This window comes from Mycolicibacterium lutetiense (assembly GCF_017876775.1).
GTDB lineage: Bacteria > Actinomycetota > Actinomycetes > Mycobacteriales > Mycobacteriaceae > Mycobacterium > Mycobacterium lutetiense.
The window spans coordinates 752,996-771,560 of the sequence record NZ_JAGIOP010000002.1 but is presented as its reverse complement, the minus strand read 5'-3'; the positions used below and the strand labels follow the sequence as shown (position 1 = coordinate 771,560).

Here is an 18,565-nt window from a genome sequence, read left to right as displayed (position 1 = left end):
TTCGGCACTTGTGGTGCCAGCGGCTAAGAGAGATCGATGTCGGCGGCCACTCGGAAGGTCCACCGATCGCATCCCATCAGGGAGCCGAATCATCGTCGTAGTCATCATCATCGTCGTAGTCATCACGGCGGTCGAAACGTTCACCAAGCGGCTTGGCGGGCAGGACGCCGAAGATGATCGGGAACACGGAACCGATGTAGGGCAACAGGAATAGCAGGGACATCCATCCTGACAAGTCGGCGTCATGGAGTCGGCGGACCAACAGTGCCCAGCTTGGAACCGCGCACACCAGTACGAATACCGCCACGGGAACCAGGGACAAGCGCCCGAGCGCGCTGGGGTCTCCGGCTACGGCGACGATGGCCACGCAGAAGATGGCGGCTACTGCGACTGCCAGCTGGACCCACCAGTACTCGCTGCGCGACGCGCGACCGGAGAAGCGGGCGTAGCTGCGGAAGAAGCGCGACACTGCCTGGCCGAATGTGGCTTCGTACAGCGGCAGCGTGAGGTCGCGCGGATCGGTTGCACCGAGTGGCTCGGATGGGTAGTGCGTGTCGGACGAGGTTTCCTCGTTGCGGGTCATTGGTCCTCTGCTCGATTATTCGGTTGTGCACGGAACCGGCTGAGTTCCGCTGCCCCATCCATTGGGGCGTTGAGACCAACGCGCACGGTACAACGTTGCGTCCAGCAATGCATGCAATTTGTGTGGAGTAGAAGCCCTCACAGAGGCCGGTGATTACGCTATCGCTGCTCGGTCTCGTTGGTTGACCGGTTGTGGGTGGGAGGATGGCACGGAATGGCTGTAGACCCTCAGCTTCTGGCTGCGATCGATGTTGCAGTCCGCGCAGACCCGGCGAATCGGGCGCTACGCCTGCACCTGGCAGATCTGCTTCTCGATGACGGTCAGCACGTCGCCGCTCTAGGCCACTGCGAACTGCTGCTGCAACAGTCCCAAGACGACGCCGACGCCTTGGCGCGCAAGAACGCCGCGCTGGCCGGATTCGGCATGCCCACGCCGACACCGCAACCGACCGCGACTGAGCAGGTGACTTCCGCGCCACAGCCACCGCCGACGAAGGTGCCGCAGAACCAAGCATGGGCCACGGCAGACGGAGATGACGACGCCATCCCGGTCAGCGACTTGATGGAGATCGTCCGTCCGGAGTTCACGCTCGATGATGTGGCTGGTATGGACGACGTCAAGCAGCGGCTGCGGATGAGCTTCCTCGAACCCATGCGCAATGAGGAACTCCGCAAGTCGTTCGGGCATGCGCTGCGGTCGAGCCTGCTCTTGTGGGGGCCGCCCGGTTGCGGCAAGACGTTCTTGGCGAAGTCGCTGGCGGGCGAGCTCGGGCTGTTCTTTATCCACGTCGGTATCGCCGACATCCTCGACAAGTGGCTGGGCAACAGCGAGCGCAACATCAAGGGTGTTTTCGAAGAAGCCCGGCAGATGCGTCCGACGGTGTTGTTCATCGACGAGCTAGACGCATTGGGCCATAAGCGCGCACAGACATCGAGTTTCGTCCGCAGCATCGTCAATCAGTTGTTGCTCGAACTGGACGGGGCGACGAGCGACAACGAGGGGTTACTCGTACTCGGGGCCACCAACCAGGTGTGGGATGTTGACCCCGCGCTGTTGCGTCCCGGCCGCTTCGACCGCAAGGTCTTGGTGCTGCCGCCCGATCGGCCCGCCAGAGAGGCGATCCTGGCGCACCATCTGCGGACCAGCCCTACGGATCGGTTGAACCTGGCTACCGTGGCAGACCGCACCGACGGGTACTCGGGCGCGGATCTGGCCGGGCTGTGTCGCGGTGCAGTCGAGTTCGCCCTGCACGATTCGGTGCGACGCGGCTCCACCCAGCCGGTCAACCAACGTCACCTCGACGCGGCACTCAAGGACACCCAGGCCAGCACTACGTCGTGGTTCAGCCTGGCGCAGAACTATGTCGCGTTCGCCGAAAACCGGGAAGAATACGCCGAACTCGAGCGCTACCTGGTGCGGAGAAAGAAGCGGCGATGACGTCGATGGCCGACCGTGCCGCGGAGAGAGTGCGGGTACTCCTCGATCTCGATCGCCACGAGGACGCGGCACAGGCAGCACGCGACGGTTTGCAAAGCGACCCGAACAACGCCGAACTGCTGGGTCTACTCGCCGTCGCACTCGTCGAGTGCGGAGATGTGCAGGAAGGCCGGCGGTGGTCCGAACGCTCTCTAGCTGTCGACCCGCGGCAGGCCTGGGTGCACAACACTCGGGCGCGTGCGATCCTCGACGGTGCCGGAAAGCCCAACGAGGCGGTTGAATCTGCTCGTGCGGCAACGCAACTTGACCACACCGATGCCTACTACCTTCACACACTGACGCTCGCCTATATCGATGCCGGACGGCGGAAGAATGCGGAGTCCACGGCGCGGTCGATCCGCAGCATTGCCCCCGCCTCGCCCCTGGGCCCATTGTCACAAGCGATGGTCGAGATGGCCCCGGTCAAATATTTCGACATGGCCGCGATCAGCAAGAAAGACGTCTTCTGGATAGCGCTGGGGACTCTGTTCAGCAGGGGCCTGCTCCTGGTGATCTGGGCGATCGTGTGGCTGTATATCTACGTCCGGCGGCGCGGCCGCCTACGGCGCGCGGATGCCTACATGATGGAAGCGCTACGGCTGGATCCCGGCGGATCGCACCTCCATGAGATCGCCGCCCTGGTTGCCCGATGCCGATTCCGATTCGTCCGCGCTGTCGACTCGGCGCTCGCCGCAGCGGCGATAGATGGAGGCCTGATCGACGCGACCGGGCTGGCCCGCGACATCGTACGCAGAACTTCGGTGATCGCTGTGGTCACCTTTTTCTTCTGGTGCATATTCCTGCTGGCCCTACTGGATGCCTTGGCGACACCCGTGGTGGCCGGCATTCTTGGTTCGGCTTCGGTGGTCGCCGCAGCGGCGGGGGTCGCTTGGCTGTACGAGGAACAAACGAAACGGCTTCCGCCCGGCGTCCAGCGACTCGTTCAGCGCCGATGGGGTCTGCCGGCGACGGTGCTGGTGATCGCGGCGTGGCTAACGCTCTTGGCGACGAGCAACCCACCAGGCGTCGCGATACCGGCAGGGGTCGGAGCGGCGCTCCTGCTGACCGGCTTCGGCGTGCTGACCGCGAAGCTGGTGTCCTCCAGGCACATCGGTTGACCCCGGGGCGGTTCGTCGAGTTTTCCAGCCACGGTGATGACGGCGCACCTCAAATTGGGAGCTCGTTGCCTTTCGAATCCAGAATTCTGAAATGATCCAACGGAGAACTTATTCGGACCTCGACAATATCTGCTTCAATAGCGATTATCCGGGGAATCTCTGGCTTTTCTTCAAAAATGACATACTCGACGGTCAATATCTCATCGGGGCCTACATATTCGAAATGGACTCCCAGTGGTTCGAGTACCATCGTCCACGGCCTCTCTGCGGCGCAGCGTATGTGTATCTTTGCTGTAGGTCTTCGGTCCGGATTGAATGCACCTGAATCGGACAATTTAGTCTCACTCTTCACAAGTCGCACTCCACGATGAACTATGCGCCTGACCTCAGAGTGCAAGCTCGTTGCCCTTCGAATCCAGAACCCTGAAGGCGTCCCATGCAGAATTCAGTCCGACCTCCACGAAATCTGCAGAGATTATGTCGATGCAAGGCGTCTCTGGAGTTTCTTGAGAAATGACATACTCGACTGTCAGGATTTCATCAGGGTCCAAGTCCTCAAAATAACTCCCCAGCCATTCGACCGCCATCGTCCAGGGTTTCCCAACGGCGCAACCGACCTGGAATTTCGCTGTCGGTCTTCCGCTCGGATTGAATAATTCTGAGTCGGGCAAGATTATCCACCCTTCAATCATGAGACGTTGTTCCGAAGATTCAACACGAGTGAGCGCATCAACTCCAGCCCCCGTAGACACAGACACGGCATCCCACTCGGCCGAATGAACGGTCCGCGACGGCATACCGTTTCACACTGGAAGGCGTCCGGCCGAGAAGAGGGGTGCGACGACGATGGAATCCGATGACGCTCCGGAGCTCAACCGAAGGAGAACGCTGCTCGGTTTGGCCGCGGTCGGCGGAGTGTTGGCTGCCGGCGTCGGAGGATTGGCCCAGGCGACGGGGTGGCTGCGGCCCGACGCGCTGACTCCGGCCGATTTCGCCGACCGGTTTGAGCAGGTCTCCGGCCGTCACGAGGGATTCCGGCGCAACCACGCCAAGGGTCTGGCCGCCACCGGAACGTTCACCAGCACGGGTGCCGGCGTCCAGGTGTGCAAAGCGGCGGTGTTCAAACCCGGCACGGTGCCCGTCGTCGGACGGTTTTCGCTGTCCGGCGGGCTGCCCGATCAACCGGACAAACTCGACACGGTCAGAGGGCTCGGCCTGATGTTCCGGCTGCCCGATGGCGAGCAGTGGCGCACCGCGATGGTCAATCTCCCGGTGTTCACGGACAGCACGCCGCAGGGATTCTTCGAGCGCATGCTGGCTTCGCGGCCCCAGGTGCAGACGGGCAAGCCGGACCCGGAGGTGATGGCGGCGTTCCTGGCCGGCCATCCGGAAACTGCGGCGGCGATGAAGATCATCAAGGCGGCTCCGCCGAGCGCAGGATTCGCCGACAGTACCTACCGCAGTCTCAACGCTTTTCGCGCCACCAATGGCCAGGGTGAGACGACGGCGATCCGTTGGGCGGCCGTGCCGCTGGCATCGGACCAGCCCGCCGAGCAGACACATGGCAACGGCGCGAACGTTCTGTTCGACGCCCTCATCGACACGATCGAACGCGGCCCGGTCAGTTGGAAGCTGATCCTCACCCTGGCCGACCCCGCCGATCCCACCCACGACGCCACGCTGCCGTGGCCGGCGAACCGCCCGACCATCGACGCGGGCACCATCACCATCGACGCCGTGCAGACCGAGGCTCCCGGCAACGCCCGCGACATCAACTTCGACCCACTGGTACTGCCCGCGGGGCTGGCAGCGTCGGACGATCCGCTGCCGAGCGCACGGTCGGCGGTCTATGCCCGCTCGTTCAACCGACGGGCCCGAGAACCCAAGCCGCCCAGCGCAGTCGTCGTCCCCGGGGGTGCGCAGTGACCACCGAAACGAAACAGTTCAACCTGGCCGCCCGACTGCTGCACTGGTCCATGGCAGTCATGGTGATCGCGCAGTTCTTCATCGGCGTCACCATGATCGCAGCGCTCAGTTACTACCCGTTGTTGCTGGCGATCCACCGGCCGCTGGGCATCGCGATCCTGGTGTTCGCGGTCGTTCGGTTGGTCAACCGGCTCACCCGCCGACTCCCGCCGTTCCTGGCGACGATGGGACCGCTGGAGCGGCGCATCTCCAGCTATTCCGAATACCTGCTGTACGCACTGCTTTTGGTGCAGCCATTGATCGGGTGGGCCATGCTGTCGGCCGCCCAGTCGCCGGTCGTGTTGGCCGGGGCGCTGCACCTTCCGGCGATCGCCCCGCACAACATCACCCTCTACGCGGCGTTGCGCGCCGCCCACACCGTCGCGGCCTACCTGCTGTTCGCGACCTTCACCGCACACATCTGCGCCGTCCTGTTCCACACCGTGGCGCTACGCGACGGGATCATTCGTCGAATGTCGTTGTGGCCCAGCAGGAACAACACGGAGCATTAGCGGTCAGTCGTGCAGTGCCGCACGCAGCGCGGCCATCGCCCGGTCGAACGCCTCGGTGGCCGCCGGAACCACACCGACATAGCCGACGTAGCCGTGCACCAGGGTCTCGGCGTTGTCGAGCTGCACGGGAACACCGGCGGCAGCCAGCATTTCGGCGTAACGGATGCCGTCGTCGCGCAACGGGTCATGCCCGGCCACCGCGATGTAGGCCGGCGGGAGTCCGGACAGGTCGGCCGCACGGGCCGGCACCAGCGTGGCGGGCGGATCGGACAGGTCGACGTGGCCTGCGTACCAACGGGAGAACCCCTGGACCGCGTCGAGCCCCAGGATCGGTGCCTCGGCGTTCTCGGTGAACGACGGCAGGCTGGTGTCCCAGGTGGTGGCCGGGTACCAGAGCAGCTGGAAACGCAGCGGGGGAGCGCCGGCGTCACGGGCCAACTGCGCGACGACGGCACTGAGATTGCCGCCCGCCGAATCCCCGGCGACGGCCATGCGGTCGGCGTCGACGCCCAGTTCTGCGGCGTTGGCGGCCACCCACTGCGTCGCGGCCCATACGTCGTCGACCGCGGCGGGGTACGGGTGTTCCGGGGCCAACCGGTAGTCCACCGACACCACGACCGCGTCGGCGGCCACCGCGTGCTGACGGGCGGTGCCGTCGTAACTGTCCAGGTCACCCAGCGCCCAACCGCCGCCGTGGATGAATACCACCACCGGCAGAGTCGCGCCGTCGGCGGTCGGCGGGCGGTACACCCGGACCGGGACCGGTCCGGCCGGTCCGGGTACCTCTCGGTCCTCGGTCTTCACGTCAGGGTGGACCGGCAACCGCGGTATCTCGCTGAACCGGCGACGGGCTTCCTCGACACCAATGTCGGTCGACAGTTGGAACGGCACCGCCTCCAGTACCTTCTGCAGGATGGCATCAACAGCTGGTAACGCGTCAGCAACGGACATTCCGCAACCGTACGCACACCGCTTCACCGTGTGGTTGTGGGTGGCGGCCGCGGTCGTCGCGGCAGGCTACGGGGTGTTCCTGATCGTCACGGCGACGCGGTTGCCCACGGGCGCGGACCTGACGGGTCAGTTCACCCTCCAACCTGCGGTGAAGGCGCTCGCCGCGGTCCTGCTGGCCGCGGCGGCGTGCGCTCATCCGATCGTGCGGGAACGGCGCTGGCTCGTCGGGGCGCTGGTGTTCTCGGCACTCGGCGACTTCCTGCTCGCGATTCCGTGGTGGGAGCCGTCGTTCGTGCTGGGGTTGGGCGCCTTCCTCATCGCGCATCTGTGCTTTCTCGGTGCGCTGGTGCCGCTGGCGCGACGTTCGACGCCGCGGCTGATCGCCGTCGCACTCACCGTCCTGGCCTGTGTGGCGCTGCTGACCTGGTTCTGGCCGCGCCTGGTCGAACAGGGGATGGCGGTGCCGGTGGTCGCCTACATCGCGGTGCTGGGTGCGATGGTGTGCACCGCGCTGCTGGCCCGGCTGCCCACGCCGTGGACCGCGCTCGGGGCCGTGTGTTTCGCGGTGTCGGACGCGATGATCGGCATCAGCCAGTTCGTCCGTGGTGACCAACTGCTCGCCGTCCCGATCTGGTGGGGCTACGCGGCGTCACTGGTGCTGATCACCGCCGGCCTCTTCTTCGGACGCGCGACAGAGCCTCCTGCTAAACCTGCACAGTGACCATCACCCGCCGCGCAGCCCAGCATGAGCCCATCGCGCGGGTGCTTCCTCTGCTCACAGTGCCGCACCTGGACCGGGAGTTCGACTACCTGGTGTCGGAAGAACAGTCCGACGACGCCCAGCCCGGTGTGCGGGTCCGGGTGCGTTTCAACGGCAGGCTGGTCGACGCATATCTGTTGGAGCGACGCTCCGACACCGACCACACCGGCAAGCTCGGCTGGCTCGATCGCGTCGTCTCACCGGAACCGGTGCTCACCCCCGAGGTCCGGCGGCTCGTCGACGCCGTCGCGGCCCGCTACGCCGGGACACGTGCGGACGTCCTGCGCCTGGCGGTGCCGCCGCGCCACGCCAGAGTCGAGAAGCAGACCCCCGAGGAACCGGAGCTGGTGCCGGTCGCCCCTGTCGACGCCAGTGCCTGGGCCCGCTACGGCCGCGGCGAACAGTTCCTGACCGCAATCGGTGAGGGCCGTGCGGCGCGGGCGGTGTGGCAGGCACTACCCGGGGAGGACTGGGCACAGCGGCTGGCTGAGGCGGCCGCTGTCGCGGTGAACGCCGGGCTGGGCGTGGTGGCCGTGTTGCCCGACCAGCGCGACGTCGACGCGCTCCACGCCGCGGCGATCGAACAGGTGCCCGCGTCGCGGGTGGTCGCGTTGTCGGCCGGTTTGGGCCCGTCGGCTCGGTACCGCCGCTGGCTGGCGGCGCTGCGGGGACAGGCCCAGGTGGTGATCGGCACCCGCAGCGCGGTGTTCGCCCCGGTGGCCAACCTCGGGTTGGTCCTGGTGTGGGACGACGGTGACGACAACCTCGCCGAGCCGCGCGCGCCCTATCCGCACGCCCGTGAGGTCGCCATGCTGCGCGCCCACCAGTTGCGCTGCGCCGCGATCATCGGCGGTTACGCGCGCACCGCCGAGGCGCAGGCGCTGGTACGCACCCGCTGGGCCCACGACGTGGTGGCGACCCGGGCGGTGGTCAGGGACGCTGCGCCGAGGGTGGTCGCGTTGGAGGACAGCGGCTACGCCCAGGAGCGTGATCCGGCCGCCCACACCGCCCGGTTGCCGTCCATGGCGCTGCAGGCGGCCCGCTCGGCATTGCAGGCGGAGCGCCCCGTGCTCATCCAGGTTCCACGACGCGGATACGTGCCCGCGTTGGCATGTGCTCGGTGCCGTGCGGTGACGCGCTGTCGGCATTGCACGGGCCCGCTGGCCCTGCCGGACCGGGGCGGTGCGGCCGCGGAGTGTCGGTGGTGTGGCCGGGCCGAGCCCGCATTGCGTTGTGTGCGTTGCGGTTCGAATGCAGTACGAGCAGTGGTGGTGGGGGCCCGACGCACCGCCGAGGAGCTGGGCCGCGCCTTTGCCGGTACCTCGGTGATCACCTCGGGCGGCGACGCCATGGTCAGTGCGGTGGGGGATGGGCCGGCCCTGGTCGTCTGTACGCCCGGCGCGGAGCCGATCGCCGAAGGCGGCTACGGCGCAGCCCTACTACTCGACGCGTGGGCACTGCTGGGCCGGCAGGATCTGCGGGCCGCCGAGGACACGATGCGCCGGTGGATGGCTGCGGCGGCCCTGGTGCGACCGCGCACCGACGGCGGCGTGGTGGCCGTGGTCGCCGAGTCGGCGATCGCCACCGTGCAGGCGCTGATCCGGTGGGATCCGGTGGGGCATGCCGATGCCGAGCTCGACGGCCGCGGTGAGGTGGGCCTGCCGCCGGCTGTGCACATGGCGGCCATCGACGGCACGACGACGGCGACCGCGGCTCTGCTCGACACCGCCCAATTGCCCGAGTCCGCGGAAATCCTCGGGCCGGTGGACCTGCCGACCGGTGCGCGTCGCCCGCCCGGCCTGGACGCCGACGCCGAGGTGAGCCGGATGCTGGTCCGGGTTCCGCGCGACGGGGGCCTGGAGATGGCGGCGGCACTACGCCGGGCCACCGCGGTGCTCAGCGCCCGCAAGGATCAGCAACCGTGTCGTATCCAAATCGACCCGTTGCACATAGGGTGATGCCAACACCTCACCCGGTACCGGTGAGTGCCGAACCAGGAGGCTGCCATGCGCCGGGTGTTGTCTTGGTTGTTCACGTTGGGGCTCATCGCCTTTGGCCTGCTGTGGCCGCTGGTGTTCACCGGTGGGTCCGCATCGGGCCCCGGCCCGGCCGATCCGGTGGTGATCACCGACTACCGCGCTGATTTCACTGTGGACGCCAACGGGCGGATGGTCGCGGTCGAGACCATCACCGGCAATTTCCCCAGCGGGCGACACGGCATCTTCCGGTACTGGGACGTGGCCAATCAGAATAACTCCCGGCTCCGGCAGGTACCCGAGATCACCTCGATCACGATGGACGGGTCACCGATGACCTATCAACTGTTGTGGGAGAACGGTAAACGCTTCCGGGTGGCCAAGATCGGTGACCCGGACTCCACCATCGACTGGGGCAACCACGTCTTCGAGATGCGTTACACGATCGACGGTGTCCTCGATCCGGGCGAGGTCGGTGCCAGGCGTCAGTTCGCCGCGAACACCGGAGACCCCGCGGCCTCGTCGGCGTTCTACTGGAACGTCATCGCCCCGGCCTGGAACAACACGATCGAGCGGGCCGACATCTCGGTCACTCTGCCGGCCGAGGTGACCGGCGCCGGTTGCAGTGTCGGATTCGGTGTCGGCGGTGCCTGCACGGATCTGCGCGTCGAAGGCAACACCGTACGGTTGACGGCGACCGACCTGGAGCCCCACACGCCGGTGACGCTGCGCGCCGGCGTCGATGTGGCGACACCGCCTCAGACGACCCTGCCCTGGCCGTACACCTGGGACCGGATCCTCGGCCGATCGGTGAGCGCACTGTTGTGGATCGCCTTGCTGAGCGTCGGTATGGGACTGCTCGCCTACTTCTGGACCCGGACCACCGTTGAACCGGCACCGGGATTTCCGGTGCAGTACGCCCCGCCGGAGGGGCTCGGGCCGGTGCAGACCGAGTACATCCGCACCGAGACGGTTCCCACGAACGGGCTGAGCGCGACTCTGTTCCACCTGGCCGAGCGGGGGCTCGTGGAGCTGCGGCAAGTCAGCGACAAACACTGGAAGATCAAAGGTCTCGCGAAACCGGCAGAGTGGGCCGATGTCGATCCGGTCGGCATCGACGTGGGTGCGGCACTCAAGGTGATGTCGGTGGGGGCCGAGTTCTCCGCCAAGAACAACGCAGAATCGGGAAAGAAGCTGAGCAAGGCCAAGGCCGACATGGTTGTCGCGGTGCGCAAATGGGCCCTCGACGGCGGCTTCATGGTCAAGCGTCGCAAGGAACTGTGGATCCGGGTCGCCAATGTCGCGGCGTTCTTCGCCGCGCTGGCCGGCTTCTTCCTCTGGTTCGGTATCACCTTGTGGGGGTTGCCGTTCGCGGCGTTCTTCGTGTTCTCCGTAAGTTCCTGGAAGGGCGGTGTGGGGACCCGTCGGACCCCGGCCGGCCGTGAATTGTGGTCGCGGGCCGAGGGTTTCCACCGGCTGCTGTCCACTGATTCGGCCGAGACCAGGTTCGACTTCGCCGCCCGCAAAGACCTCTACCTGGCTTACATTCCGTTCGCGGTGGCCGGCGGTGCCGCTGCGCTGTGGGCCAAGAAATATCAGGACACCCTGGGGGCCGCTGCACCCCAACCTGATTGGTACAACTCGTCGTCGTCCTCGTCGGACAGCAGCCACGGTTTCACCGGCGGGTCAGGCGATACGGACTTCGAGAGTTTCGAATCGGCACTATCGTCGTCCATCGGGGCGTACACCGCCTCGCAGTCGTCGTCCTCCTCATCGTCGGGCGGCGGGTCATCGTCATCCGGTGGAGGCGGCGGCGGTGGTGGCGGAGGGGGAGGAGGCGGCTCATGGTGAGATTGCTGTTGATCGTGGTGCTGGTGCTCGCGGTGGCGGTACTGGTGGGCTTCGTCGTGGGCTACAACAAGCTGCGCGCGGCGGACGTGCGGGTCGCCGAGGCGCTCGGCGGCATCGACGTCGAGTTGACCCGCCGGGCTGCGCTGATCCCGGCGCTCGTGCAGGCCGTGGCGACGTTCGCTTCGCATGAGACGGCGGTTCTCGGCCGGGTCAGCGGTGCCCAGGCCGCCCTGGCCTCGGCGACCGGTGGCGCCTCGGTGGTGCAACGCAGCGCTGCCGAGCATGATCTGGACAGCGCGCTGACCGGCATGCTGGCACTGGGATCGTCCTACCCGCAACTCAATTCGTCGGCCAACTTCCTGAATCTGCAGGACAACCTGGCCGACACCGAGAACAAGCTGGCGTTCGCCCGGCAGTACTACAACGACGCCGTCGCTACCCTCAACCGCCTCGTCGGCACCATCCCCTGGGTGTACCTCGCGCCACTGGCCGGAGTGTCGGAACGGGAGTACTACCAGACGCCGAGTTAGGCTCCGCTGCCGCCGCAATGCCATGGTCCGCTGCATCGGAGATCAGGGGGGCGGTTGGGCAACCGTTGGGCCAGGCAGACTGGCCTGCGCCACCGAAAAAACTTTGGCCACTTTGGTCACATCGGTCCCAAGCAGCGATTTCTTGTCGGACTATCGAACTAGTGTTCGAATCATGAAGGTCGGCTTGGCGCAGAACCGGGGCGCGGTGCAGACCGCGCTGGCGGGCCACCTGGCCGCGACCGCGACGCTGGTCGACGTGGACTTCTCCGGATTCGACACGGCGCAGTTGTTGGCGATCCAGTCCCAGCGCGAGCAGCAGGCCCGCGCCTCGGCCATGATCGATCACCGCATCCAAGCCGCCCTGATGGCTCAGGCCGCTCCTCACGAGATCGGCGGCAAGTCCTGGAAGGATGTGCTGGCCACCCGGATGCGGATCAGCGGCAAGGAAGCCTCACGCCGAGTCGCCGCAGCCGCCGAACTGGGGCCGCGATATGTCATCGGCGGTGAGGTGCTGGAACCGCTTCTGCCCGCATGCGCCCAGGCGCTGGCAGCGGGGACGATCAACACCGAACACATCACCATCATCCGCAACACCGTGGCGAATGCCGAAAAATACGTCAGCGCAGCCGAACTCGCCCAGATCGAATCCGACCTGGTGGCCGCAGCCACCCGCGACACCCCCGAAACACTGAAAGCCGCGGCAGACAAACTGCTGTATCTGCTGAACCAGGACGGCGACTCGCCCGATGTCGCCGCACACCTGCGCGGGCTGCGGATCGGCAAACAAGACGCCGATGGGTTGGTCCATGTGCAGGGCTGGCTGGACCCCGAGACCGCGTCCTATCTGCGAGCCGTCACCGGGGTGTGGGGCGCACCCGGCCTCAACAATCCCGATGATCCCGAACCGGTGTACAACCCCTCACCAAACCCACTTGATGTGCCTGACGTGGACGAGGCCGCCGCGCCCGAGCCTGGCATCGACGAGGCCGACGTCCCCGATGCAGAACTCGACGCCTTCGAGGAGCGGGACGCCTCTCACGCTCAGCAAGACCAGCAGGCCGCCGCCGACCGTGACACCCGAACCCAGGCACAGCGCAACCACGACGCACTCAAAGTGGCACTGCGCGAACTGTTGATGTCAAAACGGCTCGGCCAGCATGGCGGTCTCCCCGTCACCGTGGTGGTCTCCACGACCCTGGCCGAACTGGAAGCCGGCGCCGGAATCGCGGTCACCGGTTCGGGTATCCGGATGCCGATGAATGACCTCATCAGATTGGCATCGCACAGCTTCCACTACCTGATCATTTACGACCACTACACCGCCGAACCGCTCTACATGGCCCGCACCAAACGGTTAGCCACCAAAGCACAACGACTGCTGCTCTACAACCGCGACCGAGGCTGCACCCGCCCCGGCTGCACCGCCCCTGCCGACCACTGCCAGGTCCACCACGCCAAGGCCGATTGGCAACACGGCGGCCACACCGACGCCCCCGACCTCGCACTGAGCTGCGGGCCCGACAACCGCCTGGTCGGACTCGGCTGGACCACCAGCGTGGATTCCGGCACCGGCCGCATCCACTGGCACCCGCCACCCCTGATGGATACCGGGCAAGACACCCTCAACCACCACTTCCACCCCGAAGAGCTGCTGGCTCCACCCGATGCGGCCGACACCCGATAACGACACCCCAGGATCCGCCATCGCCAATCATGCAGAAAAGCAACATGATTGGAATGCACTGCGGGCGACTCCGAACTTCGGACTGCCGCACTGCCTGGATTCAGAGCCCACGCGCTCCGAGCCAGGTGAGGATACGTTCCGCAACTGCAGCCCACCCCGGTTCGGTCATCATCATGTGCCCCATCTTCGGGAAGAGCTCCGCGTCGGTGCGGTACGCGCCCGCGGTTGCATGCACCTGGTCGTTGCTGATCAAGCCGTCATCTTCGCCGCCCAGCACCAGTAGCGGAGTAGTAATGCGTTGAGGTTTTGGCAGGCGGAATACCTGGTCCAGGAACACGGCTCGCATGCTGTCAGGCTCGGCACGCATTGCGCCGGCCTCGACAATGGGTTCGGGCGTGTGGGAGCAGAAGAGAAATTCGCGGGCAAGCTTTGGGGTATTGAAGATCTCGTGTGATTCTCCGAAAGTGTTGGCCCGCATCGCCGTCCATGGATGGCGAAACCATACGCTCATCGAGGTGCCGAGGATGCCCCGTGGCGGTGTCGAAGCCAGTAGGACTCCGGCCGGGGCGCGGCGAATCTCAAGATACTTCTGCACGACGAACCCGCCGGTGGAGTGCCCGATCAATACGGGCTGGCCGCCCAGATCGTCGGCAACGACGCGCGTGTCATCGACATAATCCGCAATTGAACACTTGCTCAGCGGCTTGCCCGACGTGCTTTGGCCATGGCCCCGCCAGCTGAGAGCAACGGTGCGAAATCCCTGCGCTGCGAAGAAGTCGAGGAAGTGTTCGTCCCAACACCACGCGGAGAGGCACCCACCGTGAACGAACAGCAGTGGTGTGGGGTGAGATTCGGTAGACGACCCTTTTTCGATCACCTCGAGCATCGGCCTGACCCCTTGAGTGCGGCAGCGAGGGAATAGCACTTGAAGCCAGTGGTGGCTGCTCGGCAGTGACGTTGAGAATACCTAGGTGGGAGTCTCCTAACCCGGTATTGATGAGACGCAGCATTAGGGAAGCGGCGCCCCGGATCCCTAAACTGGGGCGGTGCGTCTTGTCTTTGCCGGAACCCCAGAGCCCGCCCTCCCGTCGTTGCAGCGGCTGATCGACTCGCCCCGCCACGATGTGGTCGCGGTCCTCACCCGGCCCGACGCCGCCGCCGGGCGCCGCGGCAAACCCGCTCCGTCACCGGTCGCGCAGCTGGCGCTTGAGCACGACATCCCGATTTTGCGACCGGCCAAGCCCAACTCCGACGAGTTCGTCGCCGAGCTGTCCGAGCTGGCCCCGGACTGCTGTGCGGTGGTCGCCTACGGTGCGCTGCTGAGCGAACGCCTGCTCGCCGTGCCGCAGCACGGCTGGATCAATCTGCACTTCTCGTTGCTGCCGGCCTGGCGCGGGGCGGCACCGGTGCAGGCCTCGCTGGCGGCGGGCGAAGAGGTGACCGGAGCCACGACGTTCCTGATCGAGCCGGCACTGGACTCCGGCCCGGTCTACGGGGTGGTGACCGAGCGGGTACGCGACACCGACACCGCGGGCGATCTGCTTGGGCGGCTTGCTGTTTCGGGTGCCGAACTACTGGAGTCCACTCTTGACGGCATCGCCGAGGGGGCGCTGACCGCGGTGCCGCAACCGGCCGACGGAGTCAGCCTGGCACCCAAGATCACGGTGGAGTCGGCCCGGGTGCGCTGGGATCTTCCGGCCCACGTCATCGACCGGCGTATCCGTGCGGTCACCCCGAATCCCGGTGCCTGGACGACAATCGGGGACCTGCGGATCAAGGTCGGTCCGGTCACCGTGGCGCAGTCGGAGGTCTCGTTGGAACCCGGTGAGATCCGGGTCGAACGCAACGCGGTGCTGGTCGGTACGGGCTCGCAGCCGGTACAGCTCGGGCAGATCCAGCCGCCCGGAAAGAAACTCATGAACGCCGCCGACTGGGCCCGCGGCGCAAGGTTGGAGGATTCGGTGCACGCATCATGAGCAGGCCAACTAACCGTCCGAACCGGCCAACGCACGGCAAGCGTCCGACCAGGCGCACGCCGCTGGACCCGGCCCGCCGCGCCGCGTTCGATGTGCTGCGCGCGGTGTCCGAGCGTGATTCCTACGCCAACCTGGCCCTGCCCGCCTTGCTGCGGGAGCGGGGGATCGAGGGGCGCGACGCCGCCTTCGCCACCGAGCTGACCTACGGCGCCTGCCGCACCCGGGGGCTGCTCGACGCGGTCATCGCTGCGGCAGCCGGGCGCCCGCCCGAGCAGATCGATCCGGTGTTGCTCGACCTGTTGCGCCTGGGCACCTATCAGCTGCTGCGTACCCGGGTCGAGCCCCACGCTGCGGTATCCACCACCGTGGAACAGGCTGGCATCGAATTCGACACGGCCCGAGCCGGTTTCGTCAACGGCGTACTCCGGACGATCTCCCGCAGCACCGAGGCGGAATGGATGGAGCAGCTGGCACCGCCTGCGGCCACCGATCCGGTCGGGCATGCGGCGTTCGTGCACGCCCACCCGCGGTGGATCGCCCAGGCTTTCACCGACGCGCTCGGGGCGAGGGCGGGTGAACTCGACGCCCTGCTGGCCAGCGACGACGAGCGTCCCCTGGTGCACCTGGCGGCGCGGCCCACCGCGCTGACCGCCGCCGAGCTGGCCGCCCAGGCCGACGGCACGGTGGGTCGCTACTCGCCGTATGCGGTCTACCTGCCCGGCGGCGATCCCGGCCAGTTGGCGGCCGTGCGCGACGGCGCCGCCCAGGTCCAGGACGAGGGCAGCCAGTTGGTGGCCCGCGCGCTCACCCTGGCCGAACTCGACGGCCCGGACACCGGCCGCTGGCTCGATCTGTGTGCCGGACCGGGCGGCAAGACCGCCCTCTTGGCCGCCATCGGCGCGGCTTCGGGTGCGCGGGTCACCGCGGTCGAGCCGGCACCGCGGCGCGCCGATCTGGTCGAGGAGAACGTCCGCGGGTTCGACGTCGACGTGCGCCGCGTGGACGGGCGGGAATCGGGTCTGGAACCCGGGTTCGACCGGGTCCTCGTCGATGCTCCCTGCACCGGGCTGGGCGCGCTGCGCCGACGCCCCGAGGCGCGGTGGCGTCGTCAGCCAGGCGATGTCCCCGGGTTGGCGAAACTGCAGCGTGAGCTGCTTGCCGCGGCCATCAAGCTGACCCGCCCGGGCGGCGTGGTCCTCTATGCGACCTGTTCACCTCATCTGGCCGAAACGGTCGGGGTGGTGGCCGACGCGGTGCGCCGGTATCCGGTGACCCAAGTGGACGCGCGGGAGTTGTTTGCCCCGGCCGACGACCTCGGCGACGGACCGCATGTCCAGCTGTGGCCGCATCGGCACGGGACCGATGCGATGTTCGCCGCCGCGCTAAAAGTAGGCTGATCGCCATGGCAGAACCCCTGATCGCCCCGTCCATCCTGTCCGCAGATTTCGCGCGGCTGGCCGATGAGGTCGCTGCGGTGGCCGGGGCCGACTGGTTGCATGTCGATGTCATGGACAACCACTTCGTGCCCAACCTCACGCTGGGTATGCCGGTGGTGGAGTCCTTGCTGAAGGTGACCGACATCCCGATGGACTGCCACCTGATGATCGATCAGCCGGAGCGCTGGGCGCCGCCGTACGCCGAGGCGGGTGCCTACAACGTCACGTTCCACGCCGAAGCGACCGACAACCCGATCGGTGTGGCCCGCGATATCCGCGCCGCCGGCGCCAAGGCCGGCCTTTCGGTGAAACCGGGCACCCCGCTGGAGCCGTACCTGGAAATCCTCAAGGAGTTCGACACCCTGCTGGTGATGTCGGTGGAGCCCGGGTTCGGTGGACAGAAGTTCATCCCGGAGGTGCTCTCCAAGGTGAGCATGGTGCGCCGCCTCGTCGACTCCGGAGAATTGACCATCGTCGTCGAGATCGACGGGGGCATCAATGCCGACACCATCGAGCAGGCCGCCGAGGCCGGTGTGGACTGCTTCGTCGCCGGGTCTGCGGTGTACAGCGCGACCGATCCGGCCGCCGCGGTGAAATCCCTGCGTCAGCAGGCCGCGAGCGCCTCGCGACATCTGACGCTATGACGCCCGAGTCCGTGATGCGGCTGGCCATCGAGCAAGCCGAACAGGTCAAGGGCTCGACCTATCCCAATCCGCCGGTCGGTGCGGTGATCTTGGACCGCGACGGGCAGATCGCCGGGGTCGGCGGGACACAGGCCGTCGGTGGCCCGCACGCCGAGGTGGTGGCGTTGCAGGTGGCCGGGGACCGGGCCGAGGGCGGCACCGCCGTCGTCACCCTGGAGCCGTGCAATCACCACGGCCGCACCCCGCCGTGCGTGGATGCGCTTCTGGCTGCGGGTATTTCGACTGTGATCTTTGCGGTGTCCGACCCCAATCCGGACGCGGAAGGCGGGGCGAAACGTCTCGCCGGTTCCGGCGTCACGGTCAGTGCCGGATTGTTGGCCGATGAGGTCGAAAAGGGCCCGCTGCGCGAGTGGCTGCACAAGCAGCGCACCGGATTGCCGCATGTCACATGGAAATTCGCGACCAGCGTGGACGGCCGTAGCGCCGCTGCGGACGGTTCCAGTCAGTGGATCACCAGTGAGGCCGCCCGCGCGGACGTTCATCGCAAGCGTGCGGCGGCCGATGCGATCGTGGTCGGTACCGGGACGGTGTTCGTCGATGATCCGACGCTGACCGCACGACGAGTCGACGGCACGCTCGCCGATCATCAACCGCTGCGGGTGGTGGTGGGTATGCGCGAGGTTTCCCTGGACGCCAATGTGCTCAACGATGATTCGCACACGATGCTGATCCGGACGCATGATCCGCACGAGGTGATGCGGTCACTGGGCGACCGGACCGATGTGCTTCTGGAGGGCGGGCCGACCCTGGCCGGGGCCTTCCTGCGGGCCGGTGTGGTCAACCGGATCGTGGCGTATGTCGCACCGATTTTGCTGGGTGGACCGATCACTGCGGTCGACGACATCGGGGTGCCCAGCATGCTGCACGCTCAGCGGTGGCGATTCGACGGCATCAACGCCATCGGTCCGGACGTCCGTCTGAGCCTGGTGCCCAACGGATAGCAGGCCTGCAGCAGTTAGCCAGCTTTAGTTAGGGTGACCTAAATTACGGCCCAGGAATACCGGGCATTGTCGGGGACGATCGGTACACTCGTCCCAGAGCGC

17 protein-coding genes are annotated in these 18,565 nt (G+C 66.7%); 13 read left to right on the top strand and 4 right to left on the bottom strand.

The genetic code is table 11. The annotated features are described in order from the left end of the window. Window positions 1-76 precede the first annotated feature (76 nt). Window positions 77-583 (bottom strand): DUF805 domain-containing protein, encoded by a 507-nt coding sequence (locus JOF57_RS12970; RefSeq protein WP_209917001.1) that lies wholly within the window; start codon window positions 581-583, stop codon window positions 77-79. Window positions 584-796: 213 nt separating this feature from the next. Between JOF57_RS12970 and JOF57_RS12965 the strand changes: the two genes are divergently transcribed. Continuing rightward, complete coding sequence (locus tag JOF57_RS12965; protein ID WP_209916999.1) at window positions 797-2,020, top strand: ATP-binding protein; 1,224 nt, start codon at window positions 797-799, stop codon at window positions 2,018-2,020. Next, a complete protein-coding gene (locus tag JOF57_RS12960) occupies window positions 2,017-3,177 on the top strand; it encodes a tetratricopeptide repeat protein (protein ID WP_209916997.1) in 1,161 nt (386 codons plus the stop codon). Before JOF57_RS12965 ends, JOF57_RS12960 begins: the two co-directional genes overlap by 4 nt. 386 nt (window positions 3,178-3,563) lie before the next feature. Here the strand turns inward: JOF57_RS12960 and JOF57_RS12955 are convergent, their stop codons facing one another. Continuing rightward, a complete protein-coding gene (locus JOF57_RS12955; protein WP_209916995.1) occupies window positions 3,564-3,869 on the bottom strand; it encodes a hypothetical protein in 306 nt (101 codons plus the stop codon). A 154-nt stretch (window positions 3,870-4,023) separates the two neighbouring features. Between JOF57_RS12955 and JOF57_RS12950 the strand changes: the two genes are divergently transcribed. Then, window positions 4,024-5,103 (top strand): catalase family peroxidase, encoded by a 1,080-nt coding sequence (locus tag JOF57_RS12950; RefSeq protein ID WP_234938133.1) that lies wholly within the window; start codon window positions 4,024-4,026, stop codon window positions 5,101-5,103. Next, window positions 5,100-5,654: a cytochrome b gene (locus JOF57_RS12945; RefSeq protein ID WP_209916993.1), complete on the top strand. Its 555-nt coding sequence runs from the start codon at window positions 5,100-5,102 to the stop codon at window positions 5,652-5,654. The genes JOF57_RS12950 and JOF57_RS12945 overlap by 4 nt, the downstream gene beginning before the upstream one ends. A gap of 3 nt (window positions 5,655-5,657) precedes the next feature. Here JOF57_RS12945 and JOF57_RS12940 read toward each other — a convergent pair whose 3' ends face one another. Beyond that, window positions 5,658-6,605 (bottom strand): alpha/beta hydrolase, encoded by a 948-nt coding sequence (locus JOF57_RS12940; protein ID WP_209916991.1) that lies wholly within the window; start codon window positions 6,603-6,605, stop codon window positions 5,658-5,660. On the opposite strand from JOF57_RS12940, the gene JOF57_RS12935 reads away from it, so the two are divergent. From JOF57_RS12935 to JOF57_RS12915, 5 genes are all read left to right on the top strand, one after another. Beyond that, on the top strand, window positions 6,568-7,326 hold the full coding sequence (locus JOF57_RS12935) for a lysoplasmalogenase (RefSeq protein ID WP_209916989.1): 759 nt from the start codon (window positions 6,568-6,570) through the stop codon (window positions 7,324-7,326). The genes JOF57_RS12940 and JOF57_RS12935 overlap by 38 nt on opposite strands. Further along, window positions 7,323-9,323, top strand: coding sequence for a primosomal protein N' (locus JOF57_RS12930; RefSeq protein WP_209916987.1), 2,001 nt, complete (start codon window positions 7,323-7,325; stop codon window positions 9,321-9,323). The genes JOF57_RS12935 and JOF57_RS12930 overlap by 4 nt, the downstream gene beginning before the upstream one ends. Before the next feature lie 48 nt (window positions 9,324-9,371). Next, on the top strand, window positions 9,372-11,192 hold the full coding sequence (locus tag JOF57_RS12925) for a DUF2207 domain-containing protein (protein WP_209916984.1): 1,821 nt from the start codon (window positions 9,372-9,374) through the stop codon (window positions 11,190-11,192). Then, complete coding sequence (locus JOF57_RS12920; RefSeq protein WP_209916981.1) at window positions 11,186-11,722, top strand: LemA family protein; 537 nt, start codon at window positions 11,186-11,188, stop codon at window positions 11,720-11,722. The genes JOF57_RS12925 and JOF57_RS12920 overlap by 7 nt, the downstream gene beginning before the upstream one ends. A 172-nt stretch (window positions 11,723-11,894) precedes the next feature. After that, window positions 11,895-13,406, top strand: a complete 1,512-nt coding sequence (locus JOF57_RS12915; protein ID WP_209916978.1) for an HNH endonuclease signature motif containing protein — start codon at window positions 11,895-11,897, stop codon at window positions 13,404-13,406. Window positions 13,407-13,506: 100 nt separating this feature from the next. Here the strand turns inward: JOF57_RS12915 and JOF57_RS12910 are convergent, their stop codons facing one another. Beyond that, window positions 13,507-14,292: an alpha/beta hydrolase gene (locus JOF57_RS12910; protein WP_209916975.1), complete on the bottom strand. Its 786-nt coding sequence runs from the start codon at window positions 14,290-14,292 to the stop codon at window positions 13,507-13,509. A gap of 160 nt (window positions 14,293-14,452) precedes the next feature. Here JOF57_RS12910 and fmt point away from each other — a divergent pair, with 160 nt between their 5' ends. Genes fmt through ribD form a run of 4 tightly spaced genes read left to right on the top strand, consistent with a single transcriptional unit; the run spans window position 14,453 to window position 18,463 of the window. Then, window positions 14,453-15,382: a methionyl-tRNA formyltransferase gene (gene fmt, locus JOF57_RS12905; RefSeq protein ID WP_209916972.1), complete on the top strand. Its 930-nt coding sequence runs from the start codon at window positions 14,453-14,455 to the stop codon at window positions 15,380-15,382. Next, window positions 15,379-16,779, top strand: a complete 1,401-nt coding sequence (locus JOF57_RS12900) for an RsmB/NOP family class I SAM-dependent RNA methyltransferase (protein WP_209916970.1) — start codon at window positions 15,379-15,381, stop codon at window positions 16,777-16,779. Before fmt ends, JOF57_RS12900 begins: the two co-directional genes overlap by 4 nt. 5 nt (window positions 16,780-16,784) lie before the next feature. Beyond that, window positions 16,785-17,462: a ribulose-phosphate 3-epimerase gene (gene rpe / locus JOF57_RS12895; protein ID WP_209916966.1), complete on the top strand. Its 678-nt coding sequence runs from the start codon at window positions 16,785-16,787 to the stop codon at window positions 17,460-17,462. Next, window positions 17,459-18,463: a bifunctional diaminohydroxyphosphoribosylaminopyrimidine deaminase/5-amino-6-(5-phosphoribosylamino)uracil reductase RibD gene (ribD, locus tag JOF57_RS12890; RefSeq protein WP_209916962.1), complete on the top strand. Its 1,005-nt coding sequence runs from the start codon at window positions 17,459-17,461 to the stop codon at window positions 18,461-18,463. The genes rpe and ribD overlap by 4 nt, the downstream gene beginning before the upstream one ends. The last annotated feature ends 102 nt before the right edge of the window (window positions 18,464-18,565 follow it).